At 72.1% G+C, this 23856-nt stretch carries 19 protein-coding genes; 7 read left to right on the top strand and 12 right to left on the bottom strand.

Translation table 11 applies throughout. From position 1 onward, the window contains the following. Positions 1–108 precede the first annotated feature (108 nt). Together AB0P24_RS04000 and AB0P24_RS04005 are read left to right on the top strand one after the other, a co-directional pair. Entirely contained in the window at positions 109–2085 is a 1977-nt protein-coding gene (locus AB0P24_RS04000) for a cellulose synthase catalytic subunit (protein ID WP_365790593.1), read from the top strand. After that, positions 2082–4016, top strand: coding sequence for a kelch motif-containing protein (locus tag AB0P24_RS04005; RefSeq protein WP_365790594.1), 1935 nt, complete (start codon positions 2082–2084; stop codon positions 4014–4016). The genes AB0P24_RS04000 and AB0P24_RS04005 overlap by 4 nt, the downstream gene beginning before the upstream one ends. Before the next feature lie 18 nt (positions 4017–4034). On the opposite strand, the gene AB0P24_RS04010 is transcribed toward AB0P24_RS04005, so the two are convergent. After that, complete coding sequence (locus AB0P24_RS04010; protein ID WP_365790595.1) at positions 4035–5192, bottom strand: Dyp-type peroxidase; 1158 nt, start codon at positions 5190–5192, stop codon at positions 4035–4037. A gap of 90 nt (positions 5193–5282) precedes the next feature. On the opposite strand from AB0P24_RS04010, the gene AB0P24_RS04015 reads away from it, so the two are divergent. Then, the gene (locus AB0P24_RS04015; RefSeq protein WP_365790678.1) at positions 5283–6623 is read left to right on the top strand and encodes a right-handed parallel beta-helix repeat-containing protein; all 1341 of its coding nucleotides are present in this window, start codon (positions 5283–5285) and stop codon (positions 6621–6623) included. A 7-nt stretch (positions 6624–6630) separates the two neighbouring features. Here AB0P24_RS04015 and AB0P24_RS04020 read toward each other — a convergent pair whose 3' ends face one another. The 8 genes from AB0P24_RS04020 to AB0P24_RS04055 form a co-directional block, all read right to left on the bottom strand. Beyond that, positions 6631–7323: a hypothetical protein gene (locus tag AB0P24_RS04020; protein WP_365790679.1), complete on the bottom strand. Its 693-nt coding sequence runs from the start codon at positions 7321–7323 to the stop codon at positions 6631–6633. 250 nt (positions 7324–7573) lie between these two features. Beyond that, positions 7574–9985, bottom strand: coding sequence for an SdrD B-like domain-containing protein (locus AB0P24_RS04025; RefSeq protein ID WP_365790680.1), 2412 nt, complete (start codon positions 9983–9985; stop codon positions 7574–7576). A gap of 496 nt (positions 9986–10481) precedes the next feature. Continuing rightward, positions 10482–11510: a glycoside hydrolase family 6 protein gene (locus AB0P24_RS04030; RefSeq protein ID WP_365790596.1), complete on the bottom strand. Its 1029-nt coding sequence runs from the start codon at positions 11508–11510 to the stop codon at positions 10482–10484. 341 nt (positions 11511–11851) lie between these two features. Beyond that, on the bottom strand, positions 11852–12523 hold the full coding sequence (locus tag AB0P24_RS04035) for a class F sortase (RefSeq protein ID WP_365790597.1): 672 nt from the start codon (positions 12521–12523) through the stop codon (positions 11852–11854). A 13-nt stretch (positions 12524–12536) separates the two neighbouring features. Further along, positions 12537–13103 carry a hypothetical protein gene (locus tag AB0P24_RS04040; protein ID WP_365790598.1) on the bottom strand — a complete coding sequence of 189 codons (567 nt, stop codon included), beginning with the start codon at positions 13101–13103 and terminating at the stop codon, positions 12537–12539. A gap of 117 nt (positions 13104–13220) precedes the next feature. After that, positions 13221–14000 carry an HAD-IIA family hydrolase gene (locus AB0P24_RS04045; RefSeq protein WP_365790599.1) on the bottom strand — a complete coding sequence of 260 codons (780 nt, stop codon included), beginning with the start codon at positions 13998–14000 and terminating at the stop codon, positions 13221–13223. A gap of 617 nt (positions 14001–14617) precedes the next feature. Beyond that, entirely contained in the window at positions 14618–15625 is a 1008-nt protein-coding gene (locus AB0P24_RS04050) for a hypothetical protein (RefSeq protein ID WP_365790600.1), read from the bottom strand. 235 nt (positions 15626–15860) lie between these two features. Further along, a complete protein-coding gene (locus AB0P24_RS04055) occupies positions 15861–16916 on the bottom strand; it encodes an ROK family transcriptional regulator (protein WP_365790681.1) in 1056 nt (351 codons plus the stop codon). 111 nt (positions 16917–17027) lie between these two features. On the opposite strand from AB0P24_RS04055, the gene AB0P24_RS04060 reads away from it, so the two are divergent. Further along, positions 17028–18107 carry a Gfo/Idh/MocA family oxidoreductase gene (locus AB0P24_RS04060; RefSeq protein ID WP_365790601.1) on the top strand — a complete coding sequence of 360 codons (1080 nt, stop codon included), beginning with the start codon at positions 17028–17030 and terminating at the stop codon, positions 18105–18107. Then, positions 18107–18607 (top strand): heme-degrading domain-containing protein, encoded by a 501-nt coding sequence (locus AB0P24_RS04065; protein ID WP_365790602.1) that lies wholly within the window; start codon positions 18107–18109, stop codon positions 18605–18607. Before AB0P24_RS04060 ends, AB0P24_RS04065 begins: the two co-directional genes overlap by 1 nt. 105 nt (positions 18608–18712) lie before the next feature. Here the strand turns inward: AB0P24_RS04065 and AB0P24_RS04070 are convergent, their stop codons facing one another. Together AB0P24_RS04070 and AB0P24_RS04075 are read right to left on the bottom strand one after the other, a co-directional pair. Beyond that, complete coding sequence (locus AB0P24_RS04070; RefSeq protein WP_365790603.1) at positions 18713–19570, bottom strand: fumarylacetoacetate hydrolase family protein; 858 nt, start codon at positions 19568–19570, stop codon at positions 18713–18715. Positions 19571–19699: 129 nt separating this feature from the next. Then, positions 19700–20227 (bottom strand): helix-turn-helix domain-containing protein, encoded by a 528-nt coding sequence (locus AB0P24_RS04075; RefSeq protein ID WP_365790604.1) that lies wholly within the window; start codon positions 20225–20227, stop codon positions 19700–19702. A 161-nt stretch (positions 20228–20388) separates the two neighbouring features. On the opposite strand from AB0P24_RS04075, the gene AB0P24_RS04080 reads away from it, so the two are divergent. Then, entirely contained in the window at positions 20389–21702 is a 1314-nt protein-coding gene (locus AB0P24_RS04080; protein WP_365790682.1) for an MFS transporter, read from the top strand. A gap of 188 nt (positions 21703–21890) precedes the next feature. Here the strand turns inward: AB0P24_RS04080 and AB0P24_RS04085 are convergent, their stop codons facing one another. Beyond that, entirely contained in the window at positions 21891–22607 is a 717-nt protein-coding gene (locus AB0P24_RS04085) for an FCD domain-containing protein (protein WP_365790605.1), read from the bottom strand. Positions 22608–22935: 328 nt separating this feature from the next. Here AB0P24_RS04085 and AB0P24_RS04090 point away from each other — a divergent pair, with 328 nt between their 5' ends. Continuing rightward, complete coding sequence (locus tag AB0P24_RS04090) at positions 22936–23832, top strand: proline iminopeptidase-family hydrolase (RefSeq protein WP_365790606.1); 897 nt, start codon at positions 22936–22938, stop codon at positions 23830–23832. The last annotated feature ends 24 nt before the right edge of the window (positions 23833–23856 follow it).

Consider the following 23856-nt stretch of genomic DNA (forward strand, 5'->3'; position numbering starts at 1 on the left):
GTGGGACGACTGTGCCACGTCATTGACGCGCCCGGCAGGGTCGAGGGGGATCCGAGCGGGCGCCGAGACCGATGAACACGCGCTGACCTGCGTGTGGGGGGATGACTCATGACGTCGACGCCGATGGGCGCCCGGCAGGAACAGGAATACGACCCGTCACGGACCGCACAGCTCCGGCTGCCCGGGCACCGCACCACCGCCGGCGCCCTGGGCCGCATCAAGAAGACCCTGCCCAGATACGACTACGAGCACTACAGCCGGCTCGCGGGCCCCCTCACCCAGCCCGACCCGAGCAGGCCCTACCGGGTGCGCTACCGCTCGCTGCTCTCCCAGGAACCGCACCGCGTCCGCGCCGCGCTGATGCTGGGCGCGGCCCCGCTGCTCTCACTCGTCCTGCTGACCTGGCTCCTGCGGCCCGAGCACTGGACCCAGCGGGACCACCCGGCGTACCACTTCCTGCCGGCCCTCGACATCGTGATGCTGGTGTCGATCGGCCTGATCGAGTTCTTCCGCTGCATGAACGTGCTGTCCAACGCGCACGCCACCCTGGTCGCCCGCGACCCGGTCCCGGTGGTCCCGGAGACCGGCACCCGGGTCGCCTTCATCACCACGTTCGTGCCCGGCAAGGAACCCCTCGACATGGTCACCCGGACCCTTGAGGCGGCGACCCGGCTGCGCCATCGCGGGCTGCTGCACGTCTGGCTGCTCGACGAGGGCGACGACGCGGAGGTGAAGGAGGTCTGCGCGCGCCTGGGCGTGCGCCACTTCACCCGCAAGGGCGTCGAGCGGTGGAACCAGCCGCAGGGCCCGCACCGCGCCAGGACCAAGCACGGCAACTACAACGCCTGGCTGGAGGCGCACGGCGACGAGTACGACTTCTTCGCCTCCGTCGACACCGACCACGTCCCGCTCCCCAACTACCTGGAGCGGATGCTGGGTTACTTCCGCGACCCGGACGTCGGCTTCGTCATCGGCCCGCAGGTCTACGGCAACTACGACACGTTCGTCACCAAGGCCGCCGAGTCCCAGCAGTTCCTCTTCCACGCCCTGATCCAGCGCGCCGGCAACCGCTACGGCGCCCCCATGTTCGTCGGCACCTCCAACGCCGTACGGATCCGGGCGCTCCAGCAGATCGGCGGCCTGTACGACTCGATCACCGAGGACATGGCGACCGGCTTCGAGATGCACCGCGCCAAGAACCCGGCGACGGGGCGGAGATGGCGCTCGGTCTACACCCCGGACGTGCTCGCGGTCGGCGAGGGCCCGAACGCCTGGACCGACTTCTTCACGCAGCAGCTCCGCTGGTCCCGGGGCACGTACGAGACGATCCTCAAGCAGTACTGGAAGGGCCTGTTCAGCCTGGGTCCGGGCAAGCTCCTCAACTACACGATGATGATCATCTTCTACCCGATGTCCGCCCTCAACTGGATCCTGGCCGCGCTGAGCTGCGCGCTGTTCCTGGGCCTGGGCGCCTCGGGCGTGAACATCGATCCCGCCGTGTGGCTGATGCTCTACGGCAACGCCTCCGCGCTCCAGATCGGCCTCTACGTCTGGAACCGCCGGCACAACGTCTCCCCGCACGAGCCGGAGGGCTCCGGCGGGGTCGCCGGCATGGTGATGTCGGCCCTGTCCGCGCCCGTCTACGCCCGCTCGCTCATGGACGCGGTACTGCGCCGCAAGAGCAGGTTCGTGGTCACGCCGAAAGGCGAGTCGGCCAGCCCGGACACCGTCTTCGGGACGTTCCGCATCCACTGGTTCTTCATCCTGGTCTTCGGCGGCTCACTCGTCGCCGGCCTCCTCACCGGCCACGCGCAGCCGGCGATGCTGACCTGGGCGTCGCTGGCGCTGCTGATCGCGGCGGCCCCGATCCTCCTCTGGCGGTACACCCTGCGCAGGGAACGCGCGGTGCCCGTGGCGGTGGCCGAGCCGGAGGACGCGGTGCCCGCCGGGTACCTGGCCGCCGGGCACGCGCCGCGGCAGCGGCCGGCCTGGACGCCGCCCGCCGGCACTCCCGTGGAACAGACCGTGCGGATCGCGCTCGGCGGACTGGGCGGACGTGGCGGACTGGGGGGTGCTGAGGAATGAACGACAGCGCCGGCCGCCGCCGGGCCCGTCGGCTCGCGATCAGTACGGTGGTCTTTCTCGCCCTGGCCGGGATGAACGGACCGTGGCTGTACCGCTTCGGGACCGAGCGGTACCACCAGTACAAGATCAACAGACCGGAGTACAAGGCCGCGAACGGCCACTGGGACATCGTCGAGTTCCCGAAGGAGTACCGCCAGGACACCATCCACGCGGTGCTCCTGCACACCGGGAAGGTGCTGCTGGTCGCGGGCTCGGGCAACAACCAGGACAACTTCGACGCGAAGATCTACGACAGCCGGATCTGGGACCCGGTCAAGGGCACGGTCAAGAAGGTGCCCACCCCGGCGGACCTGTTCTGCACCGGGCACACCCAGCTCGCCGACGGCAACGTCCTGATCGCGGGCGGCACCAAGCGGTACGAGAAGCTCAAGGGCGACGTCAGGAAGGCCGGCGGCGTCATGATCCTCTACAACGAGAACCCGGACAAACCGATGACCCTGCCCAAGGGCACGCGGTTCACCGGCAGGCAGAACGGCAAGACGTTCGTCTCCGACGACCCGGTACTGGTCCCGCGCGCGACGAAGGTCTTCGACAAGGCCGGCACGTACCTGCGCAACAACCCCGGTTACGCCCGGGTCGTCGTCGAGGCGCCCGAACAGGGCACCAAGTACGAGACCGGCACCGAGGACAACTACCGCGTCCAGGGCCTCACCGGCGCCGACGCCCGCAACACGTACGGCATCGCCAACAAACTCGGGCTCGACAAGCGGGACTTCGAGGGCCTCAGGAACGCCTACGAATTCGATCCGGTCGCCGAGAAGTACATCAAGGTCGACCCGATGAACGAGGCACGCTGGTATCCGACGCTCACCACGCTGTCGGACGGCAAGGTGCTGAGCGTCTCGGGGCTCGACGACATCGGGCAGCTGGTGCCGGGCAAGAACGAGGTCTTCGACCCGAGGACGAAGACCTGGACGTACACCAGGTACAAACGCCAGTTCCCGACCTACCCCGCGCTGTTCCTGCTTCAGAACGGCAAGCTCTTCTACTCGGGTTCCAACGCCGGGTACGGCCCGGACGACGTGGGGCGCGACCCCGGGATCTGGGACGTCGGCACCAACCGGTTCACCAGGCTGTCCGGGCTCAGCGACCCGGACATGCTGGAGACGTCCGGGACCGTGCTGCTGCCTCCGGCGCAGGACGAGAGGTACCTGGTGGTCGGGGGCGGCGGGGTCGGCGAGTCCGGGCTGTCGACCGCCAGGACGCGGCTGATCGACCTGAAGGCCGCCCACCCGAAGTTCGTGGACGGCCCCTCGCTGGCGAAGGGAACGCGGTATCCGCAGATCTCGGTGCTGCCGGACGACAGCGTGCTGGTGTCGGGCGGGTCCGAGGACTACCGGGGGCGCGGCGCCTCCGACATCAAGCAGGCCCGGATCTACGACACGGCGACGAACTCGTTCCGGCGGGTCGCCGATCCGCTGGTGGGCCGCGACTACCACTCCGGGTCGGTCCTGCTGCCCGACGGGCGGGTCATGTTCTTCGGCTCCAACCCGCTGTTCGCGGACAAGGCGAACACCAGGCCGGGGGTCTTCGAGCAGCGGATCGAGATCTACACGCCGCCGTATCTGTACCGGGGCTCCCGGCCGTCGCTGAGCGGGGGGCCGCAGACCATCGCCCGCGGCGGGTCGGGGACGTTCACGTCACGGCACGCGTCGGCCGTCAAGAAGGTGCGGCTGATCCGGCCGAGCGCGACCACGCATGTGACGGATGTGGACCAGCGCAGCGTCGCGCTGGACTTCAGGACGTCGGGGAGCAAGGTCACCGTGACGGTGCCGGGGAACCGGAATCTGGTGCCGTCGGGGTGGTACATGCTGTTCGTGGACGACGATCGGGGGACGCCCAGCAAGGCGCGGTGGGTGAAGGTGCCGTAGCGCTCCGGGGACACCCGCTCAGCCGAACAGCGTGGAGCCGAGCGGGTGTCGCCGGTCGAAGCCGGGGAGGATCAGGAACGTCGCGCTGGCGGTTGCGGTGGTGAAGGACAGCAGCGCGTCGGAGTTGTCCATGTTGGTGAGGGTGGCGGTGAAGGTCCGCAGGTCGTTCTGGAAGCTGATGAACAGCAGGCCGGGGGCGGGCTGGTCGGTGCTGTAGGAGCGGCGGAGCATGAGCCCGACCCCGACCGCGGTGGCGTGCGCCCTGCGCACATGGGCGTCCGCGGGGACGAGATAGCGACCGTCCGCCGTCTTGGCCCCGAGTTCAGGACCGTCGGCGGCGGAGCCGCCGGAGAGCGGGACGCCGCTGGCCCGGCGCCGCCCGAACACCGCTTCCTGCTCGGCCACGGACAGGGCGGCGAACCGCGGCAGGTCGAGTTCCATGCGCCGCAGTACGGCAAGGGTGCCGCCGGCGACCGCGGGGGGCCCGGCCAGCCACAGGTCGCGTTGTTGTTCGGCGGTCGTGTGCGGGCCCACGATGCCGTCGATGAATCCGAGCGGGTTCCGTGGAGCGGTGCGGCCGCCCCCGAGGGGCACGTTCGCACCGCGGCGTGCGGACTGGCGCCAGCGTTCGCGGATCCGGTCACCGGCCTGGTCCAGGAGCGCGGCGGCGACGACCGGCAGGAGCAGTGCGTCCCCGGCGCAGATCTGTATCAGCAGGTCCCCGCCGCGTGCGTGCGGGGCGATCCGCTCCCGGGAGAAGCGCGGGAGGTCGGCCGCCCCGGGCAGCGAGGCACCGGCCGCGCGCACCAGCCGGGGACCCACGCCGACGGTCACGGTGAGGTCACCCGGCGGCAGGCCCAGCAGCCGCGGGTCGGTCCCCGCGGTGAGGGCGCGGACGGCCTGGCCGAGTTCGGCCAGCAACGGGCCGGGAGCCACGGAGGCACCGAGGTCGGCCACCACGGCGAGCAGGTTGGGCTGGGCCGGCTGGGGAAGCGTGATGCCCGCCTGATGGCGGCCCGTCGCCGGAACCGGCGCCGGCGTGCCCGCCGGGGCGGGGGCGGCCCGGTCCGGCCGGGCGGAGTCCGATGTGCATCCGGCGGCCAGGCCGGCGGCCATCACGGCGCCGGTGGCGTCGAGGAACGTGCGGCGTGACGGATGGTGATCGGCTCGGCGCATGATGTGCAGAGTGCCACAACCGGATCGTGCCTGTCGGTCAACTTCGCTATTCGCGGGTGGAATCGGTATGCCATGCACCAGACTGGGATCATGCCTCGATTAGCTCTTCGCGTGTTGGCCGCGGTGGTGGGCACGCTGACGCTTGTGGTCGGATGCGGCGGGGGTGACGGCGGATCCGGCCAGGGCCGGCGGCCGGCCGGTGCGCATGTCACGATCCGGGTGCCCGGCGATGCCCCGACGATCTCGGCCGCGGTGTCGCTGGCCCGGCCCGGTGACCTGGTGCTGGTTTCTCCCGGCGTGTACCACGAGTCGGTACGGATCGACACGGCTCGTGTCACTCTGCGCGGCGCGTCCCGGGACAAGGTCGTCATCGACGGGCGGTTGCGGCAGCCGAACGGTGTCGTCGTCGCGGCCCCCGGGGTGGCCGTGGAGAACCTGACCGTGCGCAACAACACGCAGAACGGGGTGCTGGTCACCGGTTCGGCGAAGGCGGCCGCCGGGCTGCCGGGGCAGAGCGGCGGCTACGACACCGGCGACGAGCCCGTGACCTTCCTGAAGTCGTTCCTGGTCTCGTATGTGACCGCCACCCGCAACGGTCTGTACGGGATCTACGCGTTCTCCGCGCAGAACGGTGTCATCGAGCACTCGTACGCGTCGGGCGGGGCCGACTCGGGGATCTACGTCGGGCAGTGCAAGCCGTGTCGGATCGTGGTGCGGGACAACGTCGCCGAACTCAACGCGGTCGGTTACGAAGGCACCAACGCCGGCGGAGACATGTACGTGGTCGGCAACCGCCTGGTCGGCAACCGGGTCGGCCTGACCACCGACTCCGACCACCAGGAGAAGCTGCTTCCGCAGCGGGGCGCCGTCATCGCGGGCAATCTGATCGCCGCCAACCAGCAGTCGGCCACCCCGGAGCAGGCCGACGGCGGCTGGGGCACCGGCATCGGCATCGACGGCGGCAGCGACAACCGGTTCGTCCGCAACCGCGTCACCGGCAACAGCAACGCCGGCCTGGTGATCACCGCGACCGCCGACCTGCCTCCGGACGGCAACCAGATCGTGGACAACACGTTCACCGGCAACGGCGTCGACGTCGGCTGGACGTTCCCCACCGCGACCCGGGGCCGGGGCAACTGCCTGCGCGGCAACGATCTGCGGACCACCGTGCCCGCCCGGCTCGCGACGACCGCGTCCTGCCCGCTCGGGTCCGGGTCGCTCTCACCGGCCGGCCGTTGGACGATGCCGACGGCACCCGGTGGCATCCCGTTCACGGAGGTCGCGGCGCCTGGTCCCCAGCCGCAGTTCCCCGGCGCCCGCACCGCGGGAGCCACCGCCGTCCCGGCCGTTCCGGCCCTGCCGGATCCGGCGGGCGTCCCCCTGCCGTCGGCGTCCCTGCTCGCCGCGAACGCGCGGGTGCGGACGTCCTGAGCCGCGGCTACCGCGTCGGGGTGGCTCCGGGGACCGGCTTCACGGGAACGTACTTGTGGGTGTCGAAATCGATGACCACCGGCTGCGGCTCGGAACCCACGCTGACGCGGACCCGGTACATGGTGCCGTCCGAACCGACCCAGTAGCGCACGCTCCCCGCCGTACCGGAGCGTGCACGGGAGGACGGCCCGGTCATGACGTCCACCCGGTGCCCGTCCACCTCGTCCCGTCCCCACCAGGCGGCGCCGTTCTGCGGCAGCAGTTGGGCGTTGTCCGGCCGGTCGCTGCCGAGACCGAGCGCGATGGTCAGCGAACTGTCCAGCGAGCTGCCCGACGACTGCAGCGGACGGCCGTACCAGCCGGAGGCGGGCGGCGAGGCGGGTGCGTGCGCCGGGGCGTTCCCCATCGGGTGGAAGAACACCGAGGTGGCCGTCCACTCGATCAGCCCGTCGCTGGACGTGCCGCGCCCGCTGCCGTGCACCACGCCGTAACCGAGCTTGCCCCGGTAGTCGACGGACCCGGTGACGACCAGCCCGCCGGCGGTGCTCGGCACGGTGATCGTCACGGCGCGGCCGTGCGCCTCGTAGTTGCGGAACCGTGTGATCGCCAGCTGGTTCGCCTCGTCCGACGTCAGTGCGCGCGGACCGTCGGGGCCGGAGCTGCCGACGGTGAGCAGCAGTACGGTCACCGCGGCGACCATCGCGACGGCCACCGCGCCGATGGCCGCCGCCCGGCGTGGCCGCAGCCACCGGCGCCGGTCAGCCGCACGAGCTGGTAGAGGTTGCTTGCCTATCGCACTGCGCACACGGCTCGACGCTGACACTCTTCCGATCCATCCTCTCCGTCACCACCCCGCCCGGCCGCCGTGCGGTCGCGGCGCCGCCGAGACGTGATCTGCCCGACCGCGCCATCCGGGCCGCGGGCGGGCAGATCACAGGTGTTCCGTTCGTTCAGTGCTTCTGGGCGCGGCGCTTCCGGCTCAGGAACGCGACGACCACACCCGCACCCACCAGCAGACCGACGAGGGCGAGCATCCCCGGCAGCCCGGTCACACCGGTGTGTGCCAGCGAACCCGAACTGCCACCGGCCGGGGCCGGGTTGTTGGCGGGCGGCGCGGACGACGGCGGCGCGGAGGCCGGCGGCGAACTCGGCGTCTGGCTCGGAGTCGGCGACGGCGTCGGGGTCGCCTTCGGGATGTACACCCCGGCGTCGATGGTGTGATCGACGCCGCCCGGCTTGTCCGGTGCCGTGACGGGCGCGTAGCCGTTGCACAACCGGCCGGTGGTCGGCGGGGTCACGTTGGAGTCGTGCGCCCGGTCGGCGCCGGCTCGCGGGAGTGTGAACCTCAGCTTGCTCGCCGGGGGCTGTTCGGGCACCTTGCTGGTGTCCGCGGTGCACACGTCGAACTGCACCGTGTACTTCGCGCCCGGCGTGAGCTCGTACGCGGCGCCGACACCACCGAAGTAGTACTCGCCGGCGGCATCGGTCCTGGTCGTGGCGACCTGTTTGCCGTTCGCGTCCAGCAGGTTGATCGTCGCCCCCGGCAGCAGCACGTGCCCGGGGTCCTGGATCCCGTTGTGGTCGCCGTCGAACCAGACGACGTTGCCGATCTGGACCGGCGCGTTCGCCGCCGCGTACGCGATGTCGCCGAGGCCGCCGGCCTTGCCGAACCCGCCGCCTTGTTCCTGGCTGACGAACTGGAACCCGTTGTGGGTCGGGGCGTTGCCCGGGCCCTGACCGGTCGTGATGTCGTAGTACCCGGTGCCTGAGGTCGCGACGTTGACGACCGGGTCGAACTCCGTGCTGACGACCGACTGCTGCCGCGGGATGTAGGCCACCGACCCCAGCGCGGTCTCCTGGTGCGCGTTGGCGTAGAAGTCGCCCGGGAAGTACTCGACGACGTCGGCGCCCTGGCCGCCGTTGTTGGCGGGGGTGGCGTGGTTGGGGCAGCTCCCGGTGCCTTCCCACTGGTATTCACCGGTGGAAGTGGCACAGACCATGGTGATGTCACCACCGGACATGCCGGTTTCCGCCGTGGGGGACCCCGGGCGGGGGTCCAGCCCTCCCCAGCTGAGCACGTCCATGAACCGGTCGCGGAAACCCAGGATCATCGAGCCGTCGCGGCCGAAGGCGAGGGAGGCCAGCTCCGGCTGCGGATCGATGAAGTTGTTGCTGTCGGGGGCCGTCCTCCGTTCGTCCCACGTGGCCAGGCTGGTGTTCCACGGGTTCCAGTGGGTGGCCTTGTCGCCGGAACCGAAGACGCTGCCGCGCTTGTAGGTGAGCGCGTGGGTCAGCACCGTGGTGAACCGCTTGCCGTCATAGGTGTAGACGACGGCTTTCAGGTCCGCGCGCTGCTGTGTGCTCTCCGCGCTGCACACGCCGCCGACGTACAGGGTGTTGTCGTGGACGGAGAGTCCGAACGGCCGCCAGTCGCCGGAACTCGCGCACCCCGGGTCCGGGATCCGCACCACCGACTTGGGCAGCGCGGCGGTGGTCCCGGTGGCGTCGAAGCTCACCAGGCTGCGGGTCAGCAGGTTCACCGCGTACAGCGTGGAGCCGTCCTCCGACAGTGCCAGACCGCCGATGCTCTCCTTGCCCGGCGCGTCGGTGAACCCGGGATCCTTGATCATGTTGGCGGAGTCGTGCGGTGTCACCGCGGCGGCCGGCACCCGCGCGAACAGCTTCGGCGCACCCGAGCCGTTGACCGGCACCGTGTAGATCGCGCCGGCGCCCTTCGGCCCGTAGGGGGCGTACCGACGGGCGAACGCGCTCTGGAACAGCCGGGTCCGGTACTTGTCGTACGCCAGCCCGAACGTCGTGCCCACCTGGTTCTGCGTGGCCAGCGTGGCCGGGCACGCCACATCGGTGGGACACGTGCCCCGGGTCTCCGTCCCGAACGCCACCAGGGCCCGGGTGTCGGTTCCGCCTGCGCCGTTCTGGACCGGTACGAAGTACCGTGAGTCCGGCAGCGTGTAGTCGGCCGGATCCCACACCCCCGTCACCACCGAGGCGTTCTTTCCGTCCGACACGTCCGCGAACGACGTGAAGCTGTCGAAGTGGTTGTCCGCCGTCGACGCGGGCGCCGCCCGCAGATAGTCGCTGTACGGCGCCGGGACGCTGACGTCGACGCGGTACCGGCCGCCGCTCAGCTTCGTCGACCCCGACACCACGACCTTCCCGGTGGCATCCGTGACGCCGGTGACGTCGTGCCCGGCGGGGTCGGAGATCTTCACCTTCATGCCCCGCTGCGGCACGTCCATCGTCGCGTTGATCACGCCGGTGCCGAAGAAGTCACGCAGCACCTGGACCGTGAGCGTGCCGTCGGCGGTCGAAGCGGTGGCCGGTCCGGCCGCCGCTCCCATGGCGCCGCCCGCCAGCAGAAGAACTGACAACCCGATGCGCGCCGGCGGCTCCAGGAGCCCCCAGGGTAACCGGCGCGGGTCTCTGCCGACCCGGTTCATGGCATCACACTCCATACTTCTCGTCGTGAAAACAGAGGGGCCGCTTCTCGCCGCACATCGCGGAAAAGAAAAAGGGCCCACTGCCGCGGCATGGACCGATTGTGATGATCGTCTGATGATATTGTGGGTGAATTGTAAGCATCGCGGACCGGGAAAAGCGAACACGCGTTCCCGCAGCTCAGTCACGATGCCTTCACCCCACCACCGACCTCACCGATCGCCATTGCGAGCAGCGCGCGACATCCTATCCGCTTGAGTCTCGCGGTCACCACCAGAATCCTTGGCATCCATCGGATCAGCGAAAATATCCGAACACCCGGAGAACGGTGACCGAAATGAAGTGCGACAGTGAAATGTACGGCCGCGGGCGCGAGATCGAATGCCTCTCGAATACGGCCTAGTTATCCGACCCCTGCGCCAATTTCAAGGCGTAAGTCGGCCACCAATCGCCTGCCTGCGGGCCGCCCTTGCAGGTGCCGTCCGACTCCCCCGGGCGTTTGACCCACAGGTACGCGTCCACCAGCGGGTCGGCCGTCCTCGTCGTCGGCGTCTCCCCCAGGGCCCGGCCCGGCGGGTTGCACCACCGCTCGTCCGGGGCGCCGCCCGCGTACGGGCCGTTGCCGTTTCTGCTGGTGTCGATGACGAAGTGCTTGTCGCCGACCTTCCGCGAGAGCTGCTTGCCGTAGGTGAGGGAGTCCTGGGTGGAGTAGAAGTTGGAGACGTTGACCGCGAAGCCGTCGGCCTGGCCGACGCCTGCCTGCTGGAGGGGCTGGTAGATCTGGTCGGGGCGGCCCCAGCCGGCGTTGCCCGCGTCCAGGTAGACCCTGGTGTTCTTCAGGGACTTGAGCCTGGTGATCGCGCCGCGCAGCAAGTCGTAGCGTTCCTCGGCGAATCGGGCAGGGGTGCAGCCGTCGACGAGGTGCAGTACCGCGTCCGGTTCCAGGACGATCGTGGCGGGGCGGTCCTGGATGCCGTCCGCGACCCGGTCGATCCACGCCCGGTACGCGTCGCCGTCGGCGGCGCCGCCCTGGCTGTACCGGCCGCAGTCGCGGTGCGGGATGTCGTAGAGGACCAGGAGGGCGGTGCGGTCGGACTTCTGGGCGGCCTCGGTGAAGCCGCGCGCCTCCTGCTCCGGGTTCTCCGGGCCGATCCACTCGCCGGTCGGCTGTGCCGCTATCTTGCGGATCTGCTCGGCGTCGCCGTCCTTGCCGGCCTGCGCGTAGGCCTTCACCTGGCGGGCCGCGTTGGAGTCCGGGTTCACCCAGAACGGGTCCGCCTCCTTGGGCTGTTGGGTGATCGCCGCCTGCCGACTCGCGGCCGGTCCGGGCCCGCCCGAGCCGCCGCCCGAGGAGCAGCCGGCGAGCAGCAGCGCCGCCCCCAGCGCCCCGGCCCGGGCCGCCGCCCGGGCCCCCCTGCTGTCGTACATCCAATTCCCCCCTGGGTGCACTTGGCCAGAGCCCAATCGTGACATACCCACCGCACTCGCCACGAGATCGCCCAACCCTTGTCGGTGAGCTGTTACAGCCCTGCGCGACGGGCGAGTTGACGGGCGGAGGGGGCTTGGCGGGCGGGAACCCGGGCCCGGCGCCCGTCGCCCTCTGGAGTCGTTTGCGGGCGGCCCGGCCCCCGGTCCGCCTTCCCAGCCTCCCGCGCCTGACGCCGGGTCGCTCCCGCAGCCCGGGCGCGCGTGGTCGAGGACCGGACCGGTCGGCGGTCTCAGCGGAGCGGACCGCCGACCGGGCCACAGGCGGGCCCGGTACGGACGCCCTATACAGAGGTGCCGGTGAGGTACGCCGAGACGACCACGTTCGCCGTGTAGCTGTGGGTCGTCCGGTCGAAGGTTCCGCCGCAGGTGATCAGACGGAGCTCGGCACGGCCCGACTCCCGGGTCCCGTAGGCCTGTTGCGCGTCGAAGTGGTCGCGGGGCAGCACCCGGACGTCGTCGACGGTGAACTCGGCGACCGTGTTGTCGGCGCGGACCACGCGGATCGTCTCGCCGGGGCGCATCGTGCTGATCTTGTAGAAGACGGCGGGCCGGGTCTCGGTGTCGACGTGCCCGACCAGGACCGCGGTGCCGGCCGCGCCGGGGCCGGTCCCGGAGCCGTACCAGCCGACCACGCCGGGCTGGTCGAAGGGGGGCGGGTCGATCCCGCCGTCCCGGTCGAGGCCGCGGGCCACCACGGGGGCCTGCACGCCCAGTTCCGGTATGTCGACGCGCTCGGGTACGGCCGAGGTCAACGGCTTGGCGGCGGGCGGGAGTTCGGGGCCGGACGGGGGGCGGCCGACGGCGGCCACGTCACCCGTGGTGGGGCCCGTCATCCCGTCGGGTATCTCGGTGACCCCGCGGCCCCACAGCCACAGCCCGAGCAGCAGGATCGCCCAGGCCACCCCGGTCAGCAGCCGTCCGGTGCCGGGGGAACGTTCGGTGTCGTCGGACATCGTGCTCCCGTCCTCAGCGCGAGCCGCGGCCGCGGCGGACGCTCAGCAGCCCGACGGCGGCCGCGGCGAAGGCGGCGAGGAGCAGGCCGGTCACCGCCTGCGCGGTGTCGGGACCGGCCGAGCGGGACTCCGCCGAAGTGAGCGGCGCGGTGCCGCCGCCGCCCGCGTGCACGGGCGCGACCGGCGAGGCGGGCACCGCACCGGGCACGTCCTGCCGGAGCGACTGCGGCAGTTGCGACGACGACTGCGATACGACGCTGACGTTGCCGGTGGCGGCGGAGCCGGCGCAGCTGACATGCACGGTGTAGGTGCCGGCGCCGATCGTGGAGCGGACCTGGGCCCGGCCGGTCAGGGCGCCGCCGGTGCCGCCGAGCCGGGCGTCCGAGACGAAGGCCGTCGAGGCGGCGGTGCCGGTCGTACCGGAGCAGCCGCTGACCCGCAGCGCCACGACGGACCCGGCGGGCGGGGAAGCCGGGGTCACGGTGACGCCCTGGCCGTCCGCCGCGTGGGCGGCTGTCGGGGCGAGTCCGGCGGCGCAGGCCAGGAGTCCGGTACAGAAAGTGAGGCGAAGTGAGCCCATCGTGAACCTCCAGATATCTGGAGGCTCCCCCGCACCGGGCGCCCCCGCATCCTCGGGGGGCGCCTTGTTGCTCCGTACGGGTGGTGACAGGTTTGGTGGCCGCCGGTCGGAGGCGGTTCAGATCAGGTCGACGAGGTCCGCGATCGACTCGACGACCTCGGAGGGCCGGAAGGGGTAGCGGTCGACGTCGTCCGGCTGGGTGACGCCGGAGAGCACCAGGAAGGTGCGCATGCCGGCCTCCAGGCCGGCGAGGACGTCGGTGTCCATCCGGTCGCCGATCATCGCCGAGGTCTCCGAGTGGGCGCCGATCGCGTTGAGTCCGGCCCGCATCATCAGCGGGTTGGGCTTGCCGACGAAGTACGGCTTCTTGCCGGTCGCGGCGGTGATCAGCGCGGCGACCGAGCCGGTGGCGGGCAGGTCGCCCTGGGTGGACGGGCCGACGTTGTCGGGGTTGGTGGCGATGAACCGGGCGCCGTCGTTGATCAGCCGTACGGCCTTGGTCAGCGCCTCGAAGGAGTAGGTGCGGGTCTCGCCGAGGATGACGAAGTCGGGCTCGTGGTCGGTGAGGATGTACCCGATGTCGTGCAGCGCGGTGGTCAGGCCGGCCTCGCCGATGACGTAGGCGCTGCCGCCGGGCCGCTGGTCGTCCAGGAACTGGGCGGTGGCCAGCGCCGACGTCCATATGTTGTCCACCGGCACGTCGAGCCCCATCCGGCGCAGCCGTGCGTGCAGGTCACGGGCGGTGTAGATGGAGTTGTTGGTGAGCACCAGGAAGGGCCGTCCGGACTCCCGCAGCTTCTTCAGGAAGGCGTCCGCTCCGGGGATCGGGACCCCCTCGTGGATGAGGACCCCGTCCATGTCGGTGAGCCACGACTCGATGGGCTTGCGCTCTGCCATGTGGTGCGTCTCCTGGCGTGCGGATGGCGTACGTGCGGGACATACGTGAGCTGGGGCGCCGGAACCACGGCGTACCGACGCCCCCAGACTAGACACACACCGGATCACCCGGGAATGCCCGGTTCACCTGCCGGTCAGCTCCCGGTCGCCGGCTTCCGGACCGCGACGTACGACGTCAGGTTCCTGTCGAACGCCGACCGAGCCCGGGCCCTGCGACAGGCGGCACCGCAGCCCACCTGAAGGGGCGCGGGGAACTGCGCGACAAGCCACGCACCACACGCGGCCGACGAACGACCTCAGCCACGGCGCGCCCCCCTGCGGGCAGCGACACCGCGTCCTCCGGCGCGCAGTGCGACGCCGCGTCGTGCCCTTGCACCGGCGGATCCTTCGACTCCCGCAGATCCGCCGTCACCGCCTGCCGGAGCGGAGCGGATGCCGGGGGTGCCGGACGCCTGGTCATTCGGGCGGTCCCACGCGGGGATGACCGCAGACGGCACCCGCCTGCCGGGACAGGGGGCACCGCCGTCATCGACACCCGCCCGCCCGGACAGGCGTCACCGCCGGCACCGGCACGGTCGCGCGGACCGCGGGTGGCCGCCGCCCAGGCCGGATGCGGGTCACCGCCGCCGGCGTGCCAGCAGGAACGCGCTCGCTCCTACGGCGAGCAGGGCGGCGGAGGCCGCGAGCAGCCCACGGGCCACTCCGGTGCCGGTGCGGGCGAGCTCGCGGGCGCGTTCCCCGGCCTCCCAGGCACCCTCGGCGTCCAGGGCCCCGCGGCCGTCCCCGACTCCCTGGCCCTCCCCGGCTCCTCCGGCCTCGTCGACTCCTCCGGCCTCGTCAGCTCCTCCGGCCTCGTCGGTGCGGGCCGGGGCGCTGCCGCCGGGGGAGGCGGCGGGGGTGCTCCCGGGGGTCGCTTCGGCGCTGGCCCCCGGGCTGCTGGTGCCGGGACTGTCAGGGCTCTGGGGGCTGGTCCCCCGAGGCGTCCGCGGGTCGGCCGTCGAGGAGCCGCCGGTCGGCACGGCGGGGGCGAGGCTCGTGGGCCGTGGCGGTGCCTCGCCCGCGATACCGAAGCGGTAGTCGTTCGACTCCCCCACCCACTCGCCGTCCGACCCACGCCGCTGGACGACGGCCGCGTTGACCGTGACGCCGTTCGGTACGGCGTCGGAGGTGACGGCGAGTCGCACCTTGACCGATACGGTCGCCCCGGGCGCCACGGTGAGTCCCGGGAAGTCGGCCCCGTCGAACACGCCGACCAGCTCGGACTCGTCGGTCTGCGTCAGCGGTACCGGGCGGGTGCGCGGGCCGTCGTAGAACTCCAGCTCGGTCTGGGACGGCTTGAGGACACGCTTGTCGTCGACGAGGACGACGACCGGGTGGACGTCGGCGCAGATGCGGCCGGTGGTGTTGGTGAGGTCGAGGTACCAGGTGCCGTAGCCGCCACCGGGGTCGTAGGACGTGGGGCCGCCGTGCAGGCGGGTGGTGAGGGGGAAGTTCTGATCGTCGGCGCCCGTGCAGGACGCCTCGGCGACGGCGGGGGCGGCCGTCGCCCGCGGTGCGGAGGCGAGCACGGCGGCGGTGACGGCTGCGGCGGCCAGGCAGGGGGACAGGTACGTGGTCCATCGCATGATCATGTGATCCTGCCGCGCACCGCCGTGACCGGGCGGCCGCCACTCCGCACGGCGGCCGGAGTCCGCCCGAACAGCCCTCTGCCGTCAGCCGTCCGGCGTCAGCCGCGCCGTCAACCGTCCGGCGTGAACCCGCCACCGCCAGCCCTCCGCCGTCCGGCGTCAGCCGCGCCGTCAGCCCTCCCCCGTCAGCCCTCCGCCGTCCGGCGTCAGCCGCGCCGTCAACCGTCCACCGTCAACCGTCCGCCCGCCCGAACAGCGGGGCGAGCAGCAGTTGCGCCGCGCCCTCCGCGACCCCCTGGCCGCCGCCGGGGGCGAGGCGCACGGGGACCGTCGTACGCAGGCTGCCCTCGCGCCGGGTGTGGGCGTCGAGGACGGCGGCGACCCCCCGTACGAAGGGCTCCGGCGCGGCGGCGATCGTCCGGCCGCCGAGCAGCACGAGGTCGATGTCGAGCAGGCCGGCCAGGTTCGCGGCGCCGACGCCGAGGACCCGCGCGGCCTCGGCCAGGTCGCCGCGGGCCACCGCCGCCAGGCACAGCGCCTCGATGCAGCCGCGGTCGCCGCAGTGGCAGGGCGGCCCGTCGAGCTGGACCACCTGGTGCCCGAACTCCCCGGCTCCGGTGCGCGCCCCCCGGTGCACGGTGCCGCCGATCACCAGGCCGGCGCCCAGCCCCGTACCGAGGAGCAGGCAGGCGAAGGAGCCGCCCTCGCCGCCGACGGCGAGTCCGAGGGCCGCCGCGTTGCTGTCCTTGTCGACGACGACCGGCACCCCGAGCCGCTCGGCGAGCGCGTCCCGCAGCGGGAAACCGTCCCACTCGGGGAACCCGGTGACCCGGTGCAGCACCCCGTGGCCGTGGTCGAGCGGACCGGGTGCCCCGACCCCGACCCCGAGCAACGAGTCGCCGCCGCGCGCGACCAGCTCCCCGGCCAGCTCCACGACCGCGCCCAGCACGGCCTCCGCCCCGGCCCCCAGGTCCACCGCCGCCCGCCGCGCCGCCACCACCGTGCCGTCGAGGTCGACGAGCACCGCACGCGCTTCGTCCCGGTCCAGCTGGATCCCCACCGCGTGCCCGGCGTCCGGCACCAGCCGCAGTACGGTGGCCGGCTTGCCCCCCGTGGACGCGCGCCGCCCCGCCTCCGCGGCGAGGCCCTCCTCGCGCAGCCGGGCGGTGATCTTGCTGACGGCCTGCGGAGTGAGCCCGGTCCGCTCGGCCAGTTCGAGCCGGCTGATGCCGCCCTCCCCCGCCGTGCGCAGCAGGTCCAGCACCAGCGCGGTGTTGTGGCTGCGCATGGCCGGCAGATTCGCCCCGGCCGCACCCGGCCGCCCGCTCCTCGTCCTGTTCACGCCATCCATTCTCCCTCCCACTTGCACTTTGGCAACAGCGTTGCGAAAGTGGGAGGCATGACAGCTGCCCCTCCCCTGCGCGTCGGCCTCATCGGCTACGGCCTCGCCGGATCCGTCTTCCACGCCCCCCTGATCGCCGCCGTCGAGGGCCTCGCCCTGGACACGGTGGTCACCTCGGACCCCGAGCGGCAGGCGCGGGCCGAGGCCGAGTTCCCGGACGTGCGGACCGTCGCCGGCCCCGACGAGCTGTTCGACCGGAGTGCCGAGCTCGACCTCGTCGTCATCGCGTCCCCGAACAGGACGCACGTCCCGCTGGCGACGACCGCCCTCAAGGCGGGCCTGCCGGTCGTGGTCGACAAGCCGGTCGCCGGCACCGCCGCCGAGGCACGCGAGCTGGCCGCCCTCGCCGAGGAGCAGGGTCTGCTGCTCTCGGTCTTCCAGAACCGCCGCTGGGACAACGACTTCCTCACCCTGCGCGGCCTCCTCGAAGACGGTTCGCTGGGCGACCCCTGGCGCTTCGAGTCCCGCTTCGAACGCTGGCGCCCACAGCCCAAGGGCGGCTGGCGCGAGTCCGGCGACCCGGCAGAGATCGGAGGTCTCCTCTACGACCTCGGCAGCCACGTCGTCGACCAGGCCCTGGTCCTCTTCGGCCCCGCCACCGAGGTGTACGCCGAGTCGGTGATCCGCCGGAGCGGCGCCGAGACCGACGACGACACCTTCATCGCGCTCACGCACGCGAGCGGCGTCCGCTCCCACCTCTACGTCTCGGCGACGGCGGCCCAACTCGGCCCGCGCTTCCGGGTGCTGGGCTCGAAGGCCGGTTACGTCAAGTACGGCCTGGACCCGCAGGAGGACGCCCTGCGCGCGGGCAGGCGCCCGGGCGCCCCGGACCAGGCCTGGGGCCTCGAACCGGAGTCCCGCTACGGCCGTCTGGGCGCCGGAGAGTCCCCGGTCACCGGCGGCGGCCGCGCCGTCCCCACCCTCCCCGGCGACTACCCCGCGTACTACGCGGCCGTGGCCCGTGCCCTGCGGGGCGAGGGTCCCAACCCGGTGACCGCGCTGGAGGCGGCCGCCGCCCTGGACATACTGGAAGCAGCCCGCCGCTCGGCGCGAGACAAGGTGACGGTGACCCTCTGATGCAGCACCCGCAGCTCACCCCGAAGACCATCCCCGAACTCACCCCGTCCGTGGAGGAGTTGGAGAAGGAGGAACGCCGCCTGGTGTTCCGGCAGTTCACGAACGACGACGCGTGGGCCCTCGGCACCCTGCTGGTGGAGATGGCCCGGGAGCGCCAGGCCCCCGTCGCCGTCGACATCCACCGCGCCGGCCAGCAGCTCTTCCACGCGGCCCTGCCCGGCTCGACTCCCGACAACGACGCCTGGATCACTCGCAAGCGCGCCGTGGTCGAGCGCTACGGCTCGCCCTCCTACCTGGTCGGCGCCCGCTTCCGCGCCAAGGGCACGACCTTCGAGGAGTCCTCCCGCCTGGATCCGGACAAGTACGCGGCCCACGGCGGCTCCTTCCCGATCACCGTGGAGAACGTGGGCGTGATCGGCGCCGTGACGGTCTCGGGCCTGCCCCAACTCCAGGACCACCGTTTCGTGGTGGAGGCGCTGGAGAGGTTTTTGGAGGCGTAGCAGACAAATATTGGATGGCGGCGTAGCCGACCAATAGGGGTGCGGGGAACTGCGCGAGCAACCACGAGGAAGCTGCACCCGCCCGCGCAGAGCACCCGCTGCCACTCAGGCGTTCTTCAACTCCTGCCGCTGCCGGCCAAGCCCCGCGATCTCCAGCTCCACCACGTCCCCGGCCCGCAGGAACGGCTTCGGCTCCGGCGCTCCCATCGCCACCCCCGCCGGAGTCCCGGTGTTGATGACGTCCCCCGGGTACAGCACCATGAACTGGCTGACGTACCGCACGACCTCGGCGACCGAGAAGATCTGCTCGGCCGTGGTCCCGTCCTGCTTGAGCTCGCCGTTCACCCAGAGCTTCAGCGACAGGTCCTGCGGATCGCCGACCTCGTCCGCGGTGACCAGCCACGGCCCGAGCGGGTTGAACGTCTCGCAGTTCTTCCCCTTGTCCCAGGTCCCGCCCCGCTCGATCTGGAACTCCCGCTCGGAGACGTCGTGCGCCACGGCGTACCCGGCGACGTACGCCAGCGGGTCCTCGTCGTCGGCCACGTAGCGGGCCGTGCGCCCGATGACGACCGCCAGCTCCACCTCCCAGTCGGTCTTCACGGACCCGCGCGGCACCAGCACGGTGTCGTGCGGCCCCACGACCGTGTCCGCGGCCTTGAAGAAGACGACCGGCTCGGCCGGCGGCTCGGCCCCCGTCTCGCGGGCGTGGTCGTGGTAGTTGAGTCCGATGCACACGACCTTCCCGATCCGCCCCAGCGGCGGCCCGATCCGCAGCCCGGTGGCGTCGAGCGCGGGCAGCTCCCCGGCGTCGGCGGCGGCCCGGACCCGGCCGAGGGCCGCGTCGTCGGCGAGCAGTGCCCCGTCGATGTCGTCGACGATCCCCGTCAGGTCCCGCAGGACACCCTCGGCGTCGAGCAGCGCGGGGCGCTCCGCCCCCGCCGTACCGACTCGCAGCAGCTTCATGGTCGTCACCATCTCCCTTGACAGCAGTCGCCCGGCCGATGGGTGCAGCCATCGGAGGACTGGTCGATCCTCCAAGATGGACGTGCAGCGGGCAAGAGCTTGTTCACGTACTGGACCATGGGCGGCCGCTCACACGTGCTCCGTCTCCAGCGGCTCCAGGAGCCTCTTGGGCTTGAGGAGCGCCCGGCTGACCGGGTCCGCCGGGTCGGGGTCGAGTCCCGGCCCCGGCGTGATGAGAACGTCCGCGACGGGTACGACGGTTCCGCAGGCGGGGCATTCGCCGTACGGGCCGAGTTCGGTCCCGCAGTCAGCGTGCCGGAAGTAGCGCAGCCGGCGGTCCATGAGCTGCTCGCGCCCCCAGAGTGCGAGGGCGCGCAGCGTGGGCCACAGCGCGATCCCGCGCTCGGTGACGACGTACTCGTCCCGGGGCGGCGACTCCTGGTACCGGCGCTTCTCCAGGATCCCCTCCTCGGTGAGCGTCTTCAGGCGGGCCGACAGGACTGCGCGCGGGATGCCGAGGTGGACGAGGAAGTCGTTGTAGCGCCGTACGCCGTAGAGCGCGTCGCGGACCACGAGCAGGGTCCAGCGCTCGCCGACGACCTCCAGCGCGCGGGCGATCGAGCACTCCTGTGTCGCGTAGTCCTTGCCCAGTGCCATGGGGTCCACCTTAGTCAGTTTCCCAGCAGTAGGTTCAATGAACGAACCAGCAGTGTTACGGTACCTCCATGACTGGGTTCAATGAAAGAACTGTGAAGCGTGTAGGCCCTGCGCCCGTCACGGAAGACGCCGCCGCCCCCACCCGGAGCGGCCGCCCCACCCTGGCCCTCACCAGCGCCGCGACCGCCGTGGCCCTGATGACGTACACCGCCCCGGTGGTCACGCTCCCGGACACTGTCGCCGCCCTGCACACGCCCCTCTCCGCCCAGGCCTGGCTGCTGAACGGCACCCCGCTCGGCCTCGCCGCCCTGCTCCTGGTGGCGGGCAGCCTGGCCGACGACTACGGCCGCCGCCGCGTCTTCGTCGCCGGCACCCTCGCCCTCGGCCTGACCACCGCCCTCGGCGGCCTGACGACCTCCACCTGGGCGTTCACCCTGGCCCGGGTGGCGCAGGGCGCGGCCAGCGCGGCGATCCTGGCGAGCAGCCTGGGCCTGCTGGTGGCCGCGTTCCCGAGCCCGCGCGGCCGGCTGCACGCGACGGGCGTGTGGGGCGCGTTCGTGAGCGGCGGCATCGCCCTCGGCCCGCTGGTCGCGGGCGCGATGCCCGGCTGGCGGGTGGCGTACGCGGTCCTGGGCGCCGCCGCGCTGCTGGTGGCCGGGGTCTCCTTCCGCACACTGACCGAGTCCCGCTCACCCCGCGGCGGCCGCCCGGACATCGCCGGGGCGCTGACCTTCGGCCTGGCACTGGTGGCCCTGGTGGCCGCCCTGACCCTGGGCCGGGACGGCTGGCTGCGCGCACCGGTGGCCCTGCTGCTGGCGGCGACACTCGTCCTGCTGGGCGCCTTCGCCCTGATCGAGCGCCGCTTCTCGCCCACCCCGATGATCGACCTGGCCCTCTTCCGCACCCCCCGCTTCCTGGTCTCCTCCCTCAGCGGCCTGGTCACGGGCCTGACGGTGATAGGCCTGTTCAGCTACCTGCCGGCGCTGCTGCAACAGACGCTGGGGATGTCCGCGATGGACACCGCGTGGCTGTTCCTGCTCTGGTCCGGCCTGTCCTTCACCGTGGCGCTCCAGGCGAAGCGCCTGGCGGGCCGGGTCGCACCGCGCTGGCAACTCGCCGCCGGTTTCCTGCTCCACGCGGGCGGCGCGCTGACCATGCTGGGCGCCCTGGACGCGGGCTCCTGGCCCCGGCTGCTGCCGGGCCTGGTGCTGGGCGGCGTGGGCAGCGGCCTCCTCAACGCCGCGCTCCCCCTCCTGGCGGTGGAGTCCGTCCCCGCCACCCGGGCCGCGATGGGCTCGGGCGCCCAGCAGACCTTCCGCTACATCGGCTCCTGCGCGGGCGTGGCCCTGACCATCGCCATCGCCACGTCGTCCGGCGGCGGCCTGGCCCACGGGGCGGACGTGGCAATGGCGGTGTCGGCCGGCGTGGCGGCGCTGGGGGCGGCGGGGGTGGTGGCACTGCGGGAGCGCGGGTGACAGGAACCGCCGACGGCCCCCGCCCCGCACCCCCTTCACCCCCACCCCGCACATCGCCCGCCACCACGGCACCGACCACACGCGCACCCCCCGCTCCCGGCCACCCCGGCCCCCCACTGCGACCCCACGCGAGCCCCACGAACGACCGCCGCCACCCCGGCGCCTGCGCTGCGGCCCCCGGCCCGGCCTCACCCCGCCTGTTCCCCCCTCACCCGAGCCAGCACCCCCCGGATCATCTCCGCGCTGATCATGAAGTGTTCCCGGGCGATCTCCTCCGCCCGCTCCGGCTCCCCCGCCGCGATCGCCTCATAGAGGGCGGTGTGCCCCTCGCCCGCCCGGTGGAAGTGGCTGCGCTCGCCCTTCCCCCACGGTTCGATCGGGAAGCCGAGGCTGATCCGGGTCAGCAGTTCGCGGCTGAGCCGGGCGATCTGAGGGTTGTGGGTGGCCTCGCAGATGGCGAGGTGGAAGGCGCTGTCGGCGGCCTGCTCCTCGCGGGGCGTGGTCGCGGAGAGATGCGCGGACAGGGCCTCCCGCATCGGCGCCAGATCCTCGGGCCGCCGGCGCCGTGCCGCCGTCGCGGCCACCATGCCCTCCACCAGCCCACGCAGGTCGAAGAGCTGCTCGAACTCCTCCCAACGGGGCAGCAGCGTCCGCCGGACCGCGGCCCCGGACGACTCGCTCCAGCTGTCCCGCACGAACGCCCCGCCGTTGCGGCCCCGGCGGATCTCGATGACCCCGAGGGCCTGGAGCCGCCCGACGGCCTCGCGCACGGTGGGGCGGCTGACATGCAGCAGCCCGGTGAGCTCACGCTCGGCCGGCAGCCGTTCGCCGGGCAGGAAGTCGCCCACCGCGATCGCGGTGAGGAGCCGGTCGGCGACCTCGTCGACCGCCGAGGTCACCCGCACCGGGCGCAGCGCCGACGACGGGCTGCCGCCGAGGAGGACGCGGTCGATCAGGCGCGAGTACTCGTCACCGGCACCCCGGGACCCGGATACCTCGGGTGCCCCTGACGCTCCGGCTGGTTCAGGTGCGGATGTCAGCTGTCCTCCCCAAAATCGTCGCTTCTGTAAACGGACGTGAGCCACGTAAACCCCCCGTTACGTCTTGCCCCGTCCCAGCCAAAAGGTCTTGTGGACTGACCTTTTTCCCCATCACTATCTCACCCATCCGTCACACCCCACCTATTTTTCAGACAGCGGTCGGCTGATTCCGGCCGGTCTGGGAGGCTTCCCCGTGGCGATCCCCGAACCGAACCACACCGGAACCGTCGACTTCAACGGCTGTTCCACCTGGTACCGGATCACCGGCGAACCGGGCAGGACACCCCTGGTGGTCCTGCACGGCGGCCCCGGCGCCGGTCACTCCTACACGCTCAGCATCGCGGGCATCTCCCGGCAGGGCCGCCCCGTGATCCACTACGACCAGCTCGGCACCGGACGCTCCACCCATCTGCCCGCCAAGGGCGCCGACTTCTGGACCGTCCAGCTCTTCCTCGACGAACTCGACACCCTGCTCGGGGAACTGGGCATCGCCGACGCCTACCACCTCCTCGGCCAGTCCTGGGGCGGCATGCTCGCCGCCGAGCACGCGGTGCGCCGCCCGCCCGGCCTGCGCGGCCTGGTCATCGCCAACTCCCCGGCGTCCATGGAGCTGTGGCTCAAGGCGGCGGCCGAGCTGCGCGCCGCACTGCCGCAGGAGGTCCAGCGAACCCTGCTCGCCCACGAGGCGGCCGGCACCACGGACCATCCCGACTACCGGGCGGCCGAACAGGTCTTCAACGAGCGCCACGTCTGCCGCCTCACCCCCAATCCGCCCGAGGTACAGGCGACCTGGGACACCATCGAGGCCGATCCGACCGTGTACCACACGATGAACGGCCCGAACGAGTTCCACGTCGTCGGCACCCTCAAGGACTGGTCCGTCATCGACCGGCTGCACCTGATCGAGGCACCGACCCTGCTGGTGTCGGGACGGTTCGACGAGGCCACTCCCGACACCGTCCGCCCCTTCGCCGACCGCATCCCCGATGTGCGCTGGCACATGTTCGAGCATTCGAGCCACATGCCGCACGTCGAGGAGGAGGAGCTCTACCTCCGGGTCGTCGGCGAGTTCCTCGACTCCACCGACTGATTCCCGACCAAGGAGTTCCCCGCC

It is taken from the genome of Streptomyces sp. NPDC086519, from assembly GCF_040686075.1.
Taxonomy (GTDB): Bacteria; Actinomycetota; Actinomycetes; order Streptomycetales; family Streptomycetaceae; genus Streptomyces; species Streptomyces shenzhenensis.

Excerpts from the sequence above, each read along its gene's own strand:
- AB0P24_RS04035 (WP_365790597.1), bottom strand. The coding sequence starts at position 12,523 with ATGTCCGACGACACCGAACGTTCCCCCGGCACCGGACGGCTGCTGACC.
- AB0P24_RS04070 (WP_365790603.1), bottom strand. The coding sequence starts at position 19,570 with ATGAAGCTGCTGCGAGTCGGTACGGCGGGGGCGGAGCGCCCCGCGCTG.
- AB0P24_RS04025 (WP_365790680.1), bottom strand. The coding sequence starts at position 9,985 with ATGGGAGCGGCGGCCGGACCGGCCACCGCTTCGACCGCCGACGGCACG.
- AB0P24_RS04010 (WP_365790595.1), bottom strand. The coding sequence starts at position 5,192 with ATGCGCCGAGCCGATCACCATCCGTCACGCCGCACGTTCCTCGACGCC.
- AB0P24_RS04040 (WP_365790598.1), bottom strand. The coding sequence starts at position 13,103 with ATGGGCTCACTTCGCCTCACTTTCTGTACCGGACTCCTGGCCTGCGCC.
- AB0P24_RS04000 (WP_365790593.1), top strand. The coding sequence starts at position 109 with ATGACGTCGACGCCGATGGGCGCCCGGCAGGAACAGGAATACGACCCG.
- AB0P24_RS04020 (WP_365790679.1), bottom strand. The coding sequence starts at position 7,323 with ATGGTCGCCGCGGTGACCGTACTGCTGCTCACCGTCGGCAGCTCCGGC.
- AB0P24_RS04050 (WP_365790600.1), bottom strand. The coding sequence starts at position 15,625 with ATGCGATGGACCACGTACCTGTCCCCCTGCCTGGCCGCCGCAGCCGTC.
- AB0P24_RS04060 (WP_365790601.1), top strand. The coding sequence starts at position 17,028 with ATGACAGCTGCCCCTCCCCTGCGCGTCGGCCTCATCGGCTACGGCCTC.
- AB0P24_RS04045 (WP_365790599.1), bottom strand. The coding sequence starts at position 14,000 with ATGGCAGAGCGCAAGCCCATCGAGTCGTGGCTCACCGACATGGACGGG.
- AB0P24_RS04055 (WP_365790681.1), bottom strand. The coding sequence starts at position 16,916 with ATGCGCAGCCACAACACCGCGCTGGTGCTGGACCTGCTGCGCACGGCG.
- AB0P24_RS04030 (WP_365790596.1), bottom strand. The coding sequence starts at position 11,510 with ATGTACGACAGCAGGGGGGCCCGGGCGGCGGCCCGGGCCGGGGCGCTG.
- AB0P24_RS04015 (WP_365790678.1), top strand. The coding sequence starts at position 5,283 with ATGCCTCGATTAGCTCTTCGCGTGTTGGCCGCGGTGGTGGGCACGCTG.
- AB0P24_RS04005 (WP_365790594.1), top strand. The coding sequence starts at position 2,082 with ATGAACGACAGCGCCGGCCGCCGCCGGGCCCGTCGGCTCGCGATCAGT.
- AB0P24_RS04075 (WP_365790604.1), bottom strand. The coding sequence starts at position 20,227 with ATGGCACTGGGCAAGGACTACGCGACACAGGAGTGCTCGATCGCCCGC.
- AB0P24_RS04065 (WP_365790602.1), top strand. The coding sequence starts at position 18,107 with ATGCAGCACCCGCAGCTCACCCCGAAGACCATCCCCGAACTCACCCCG.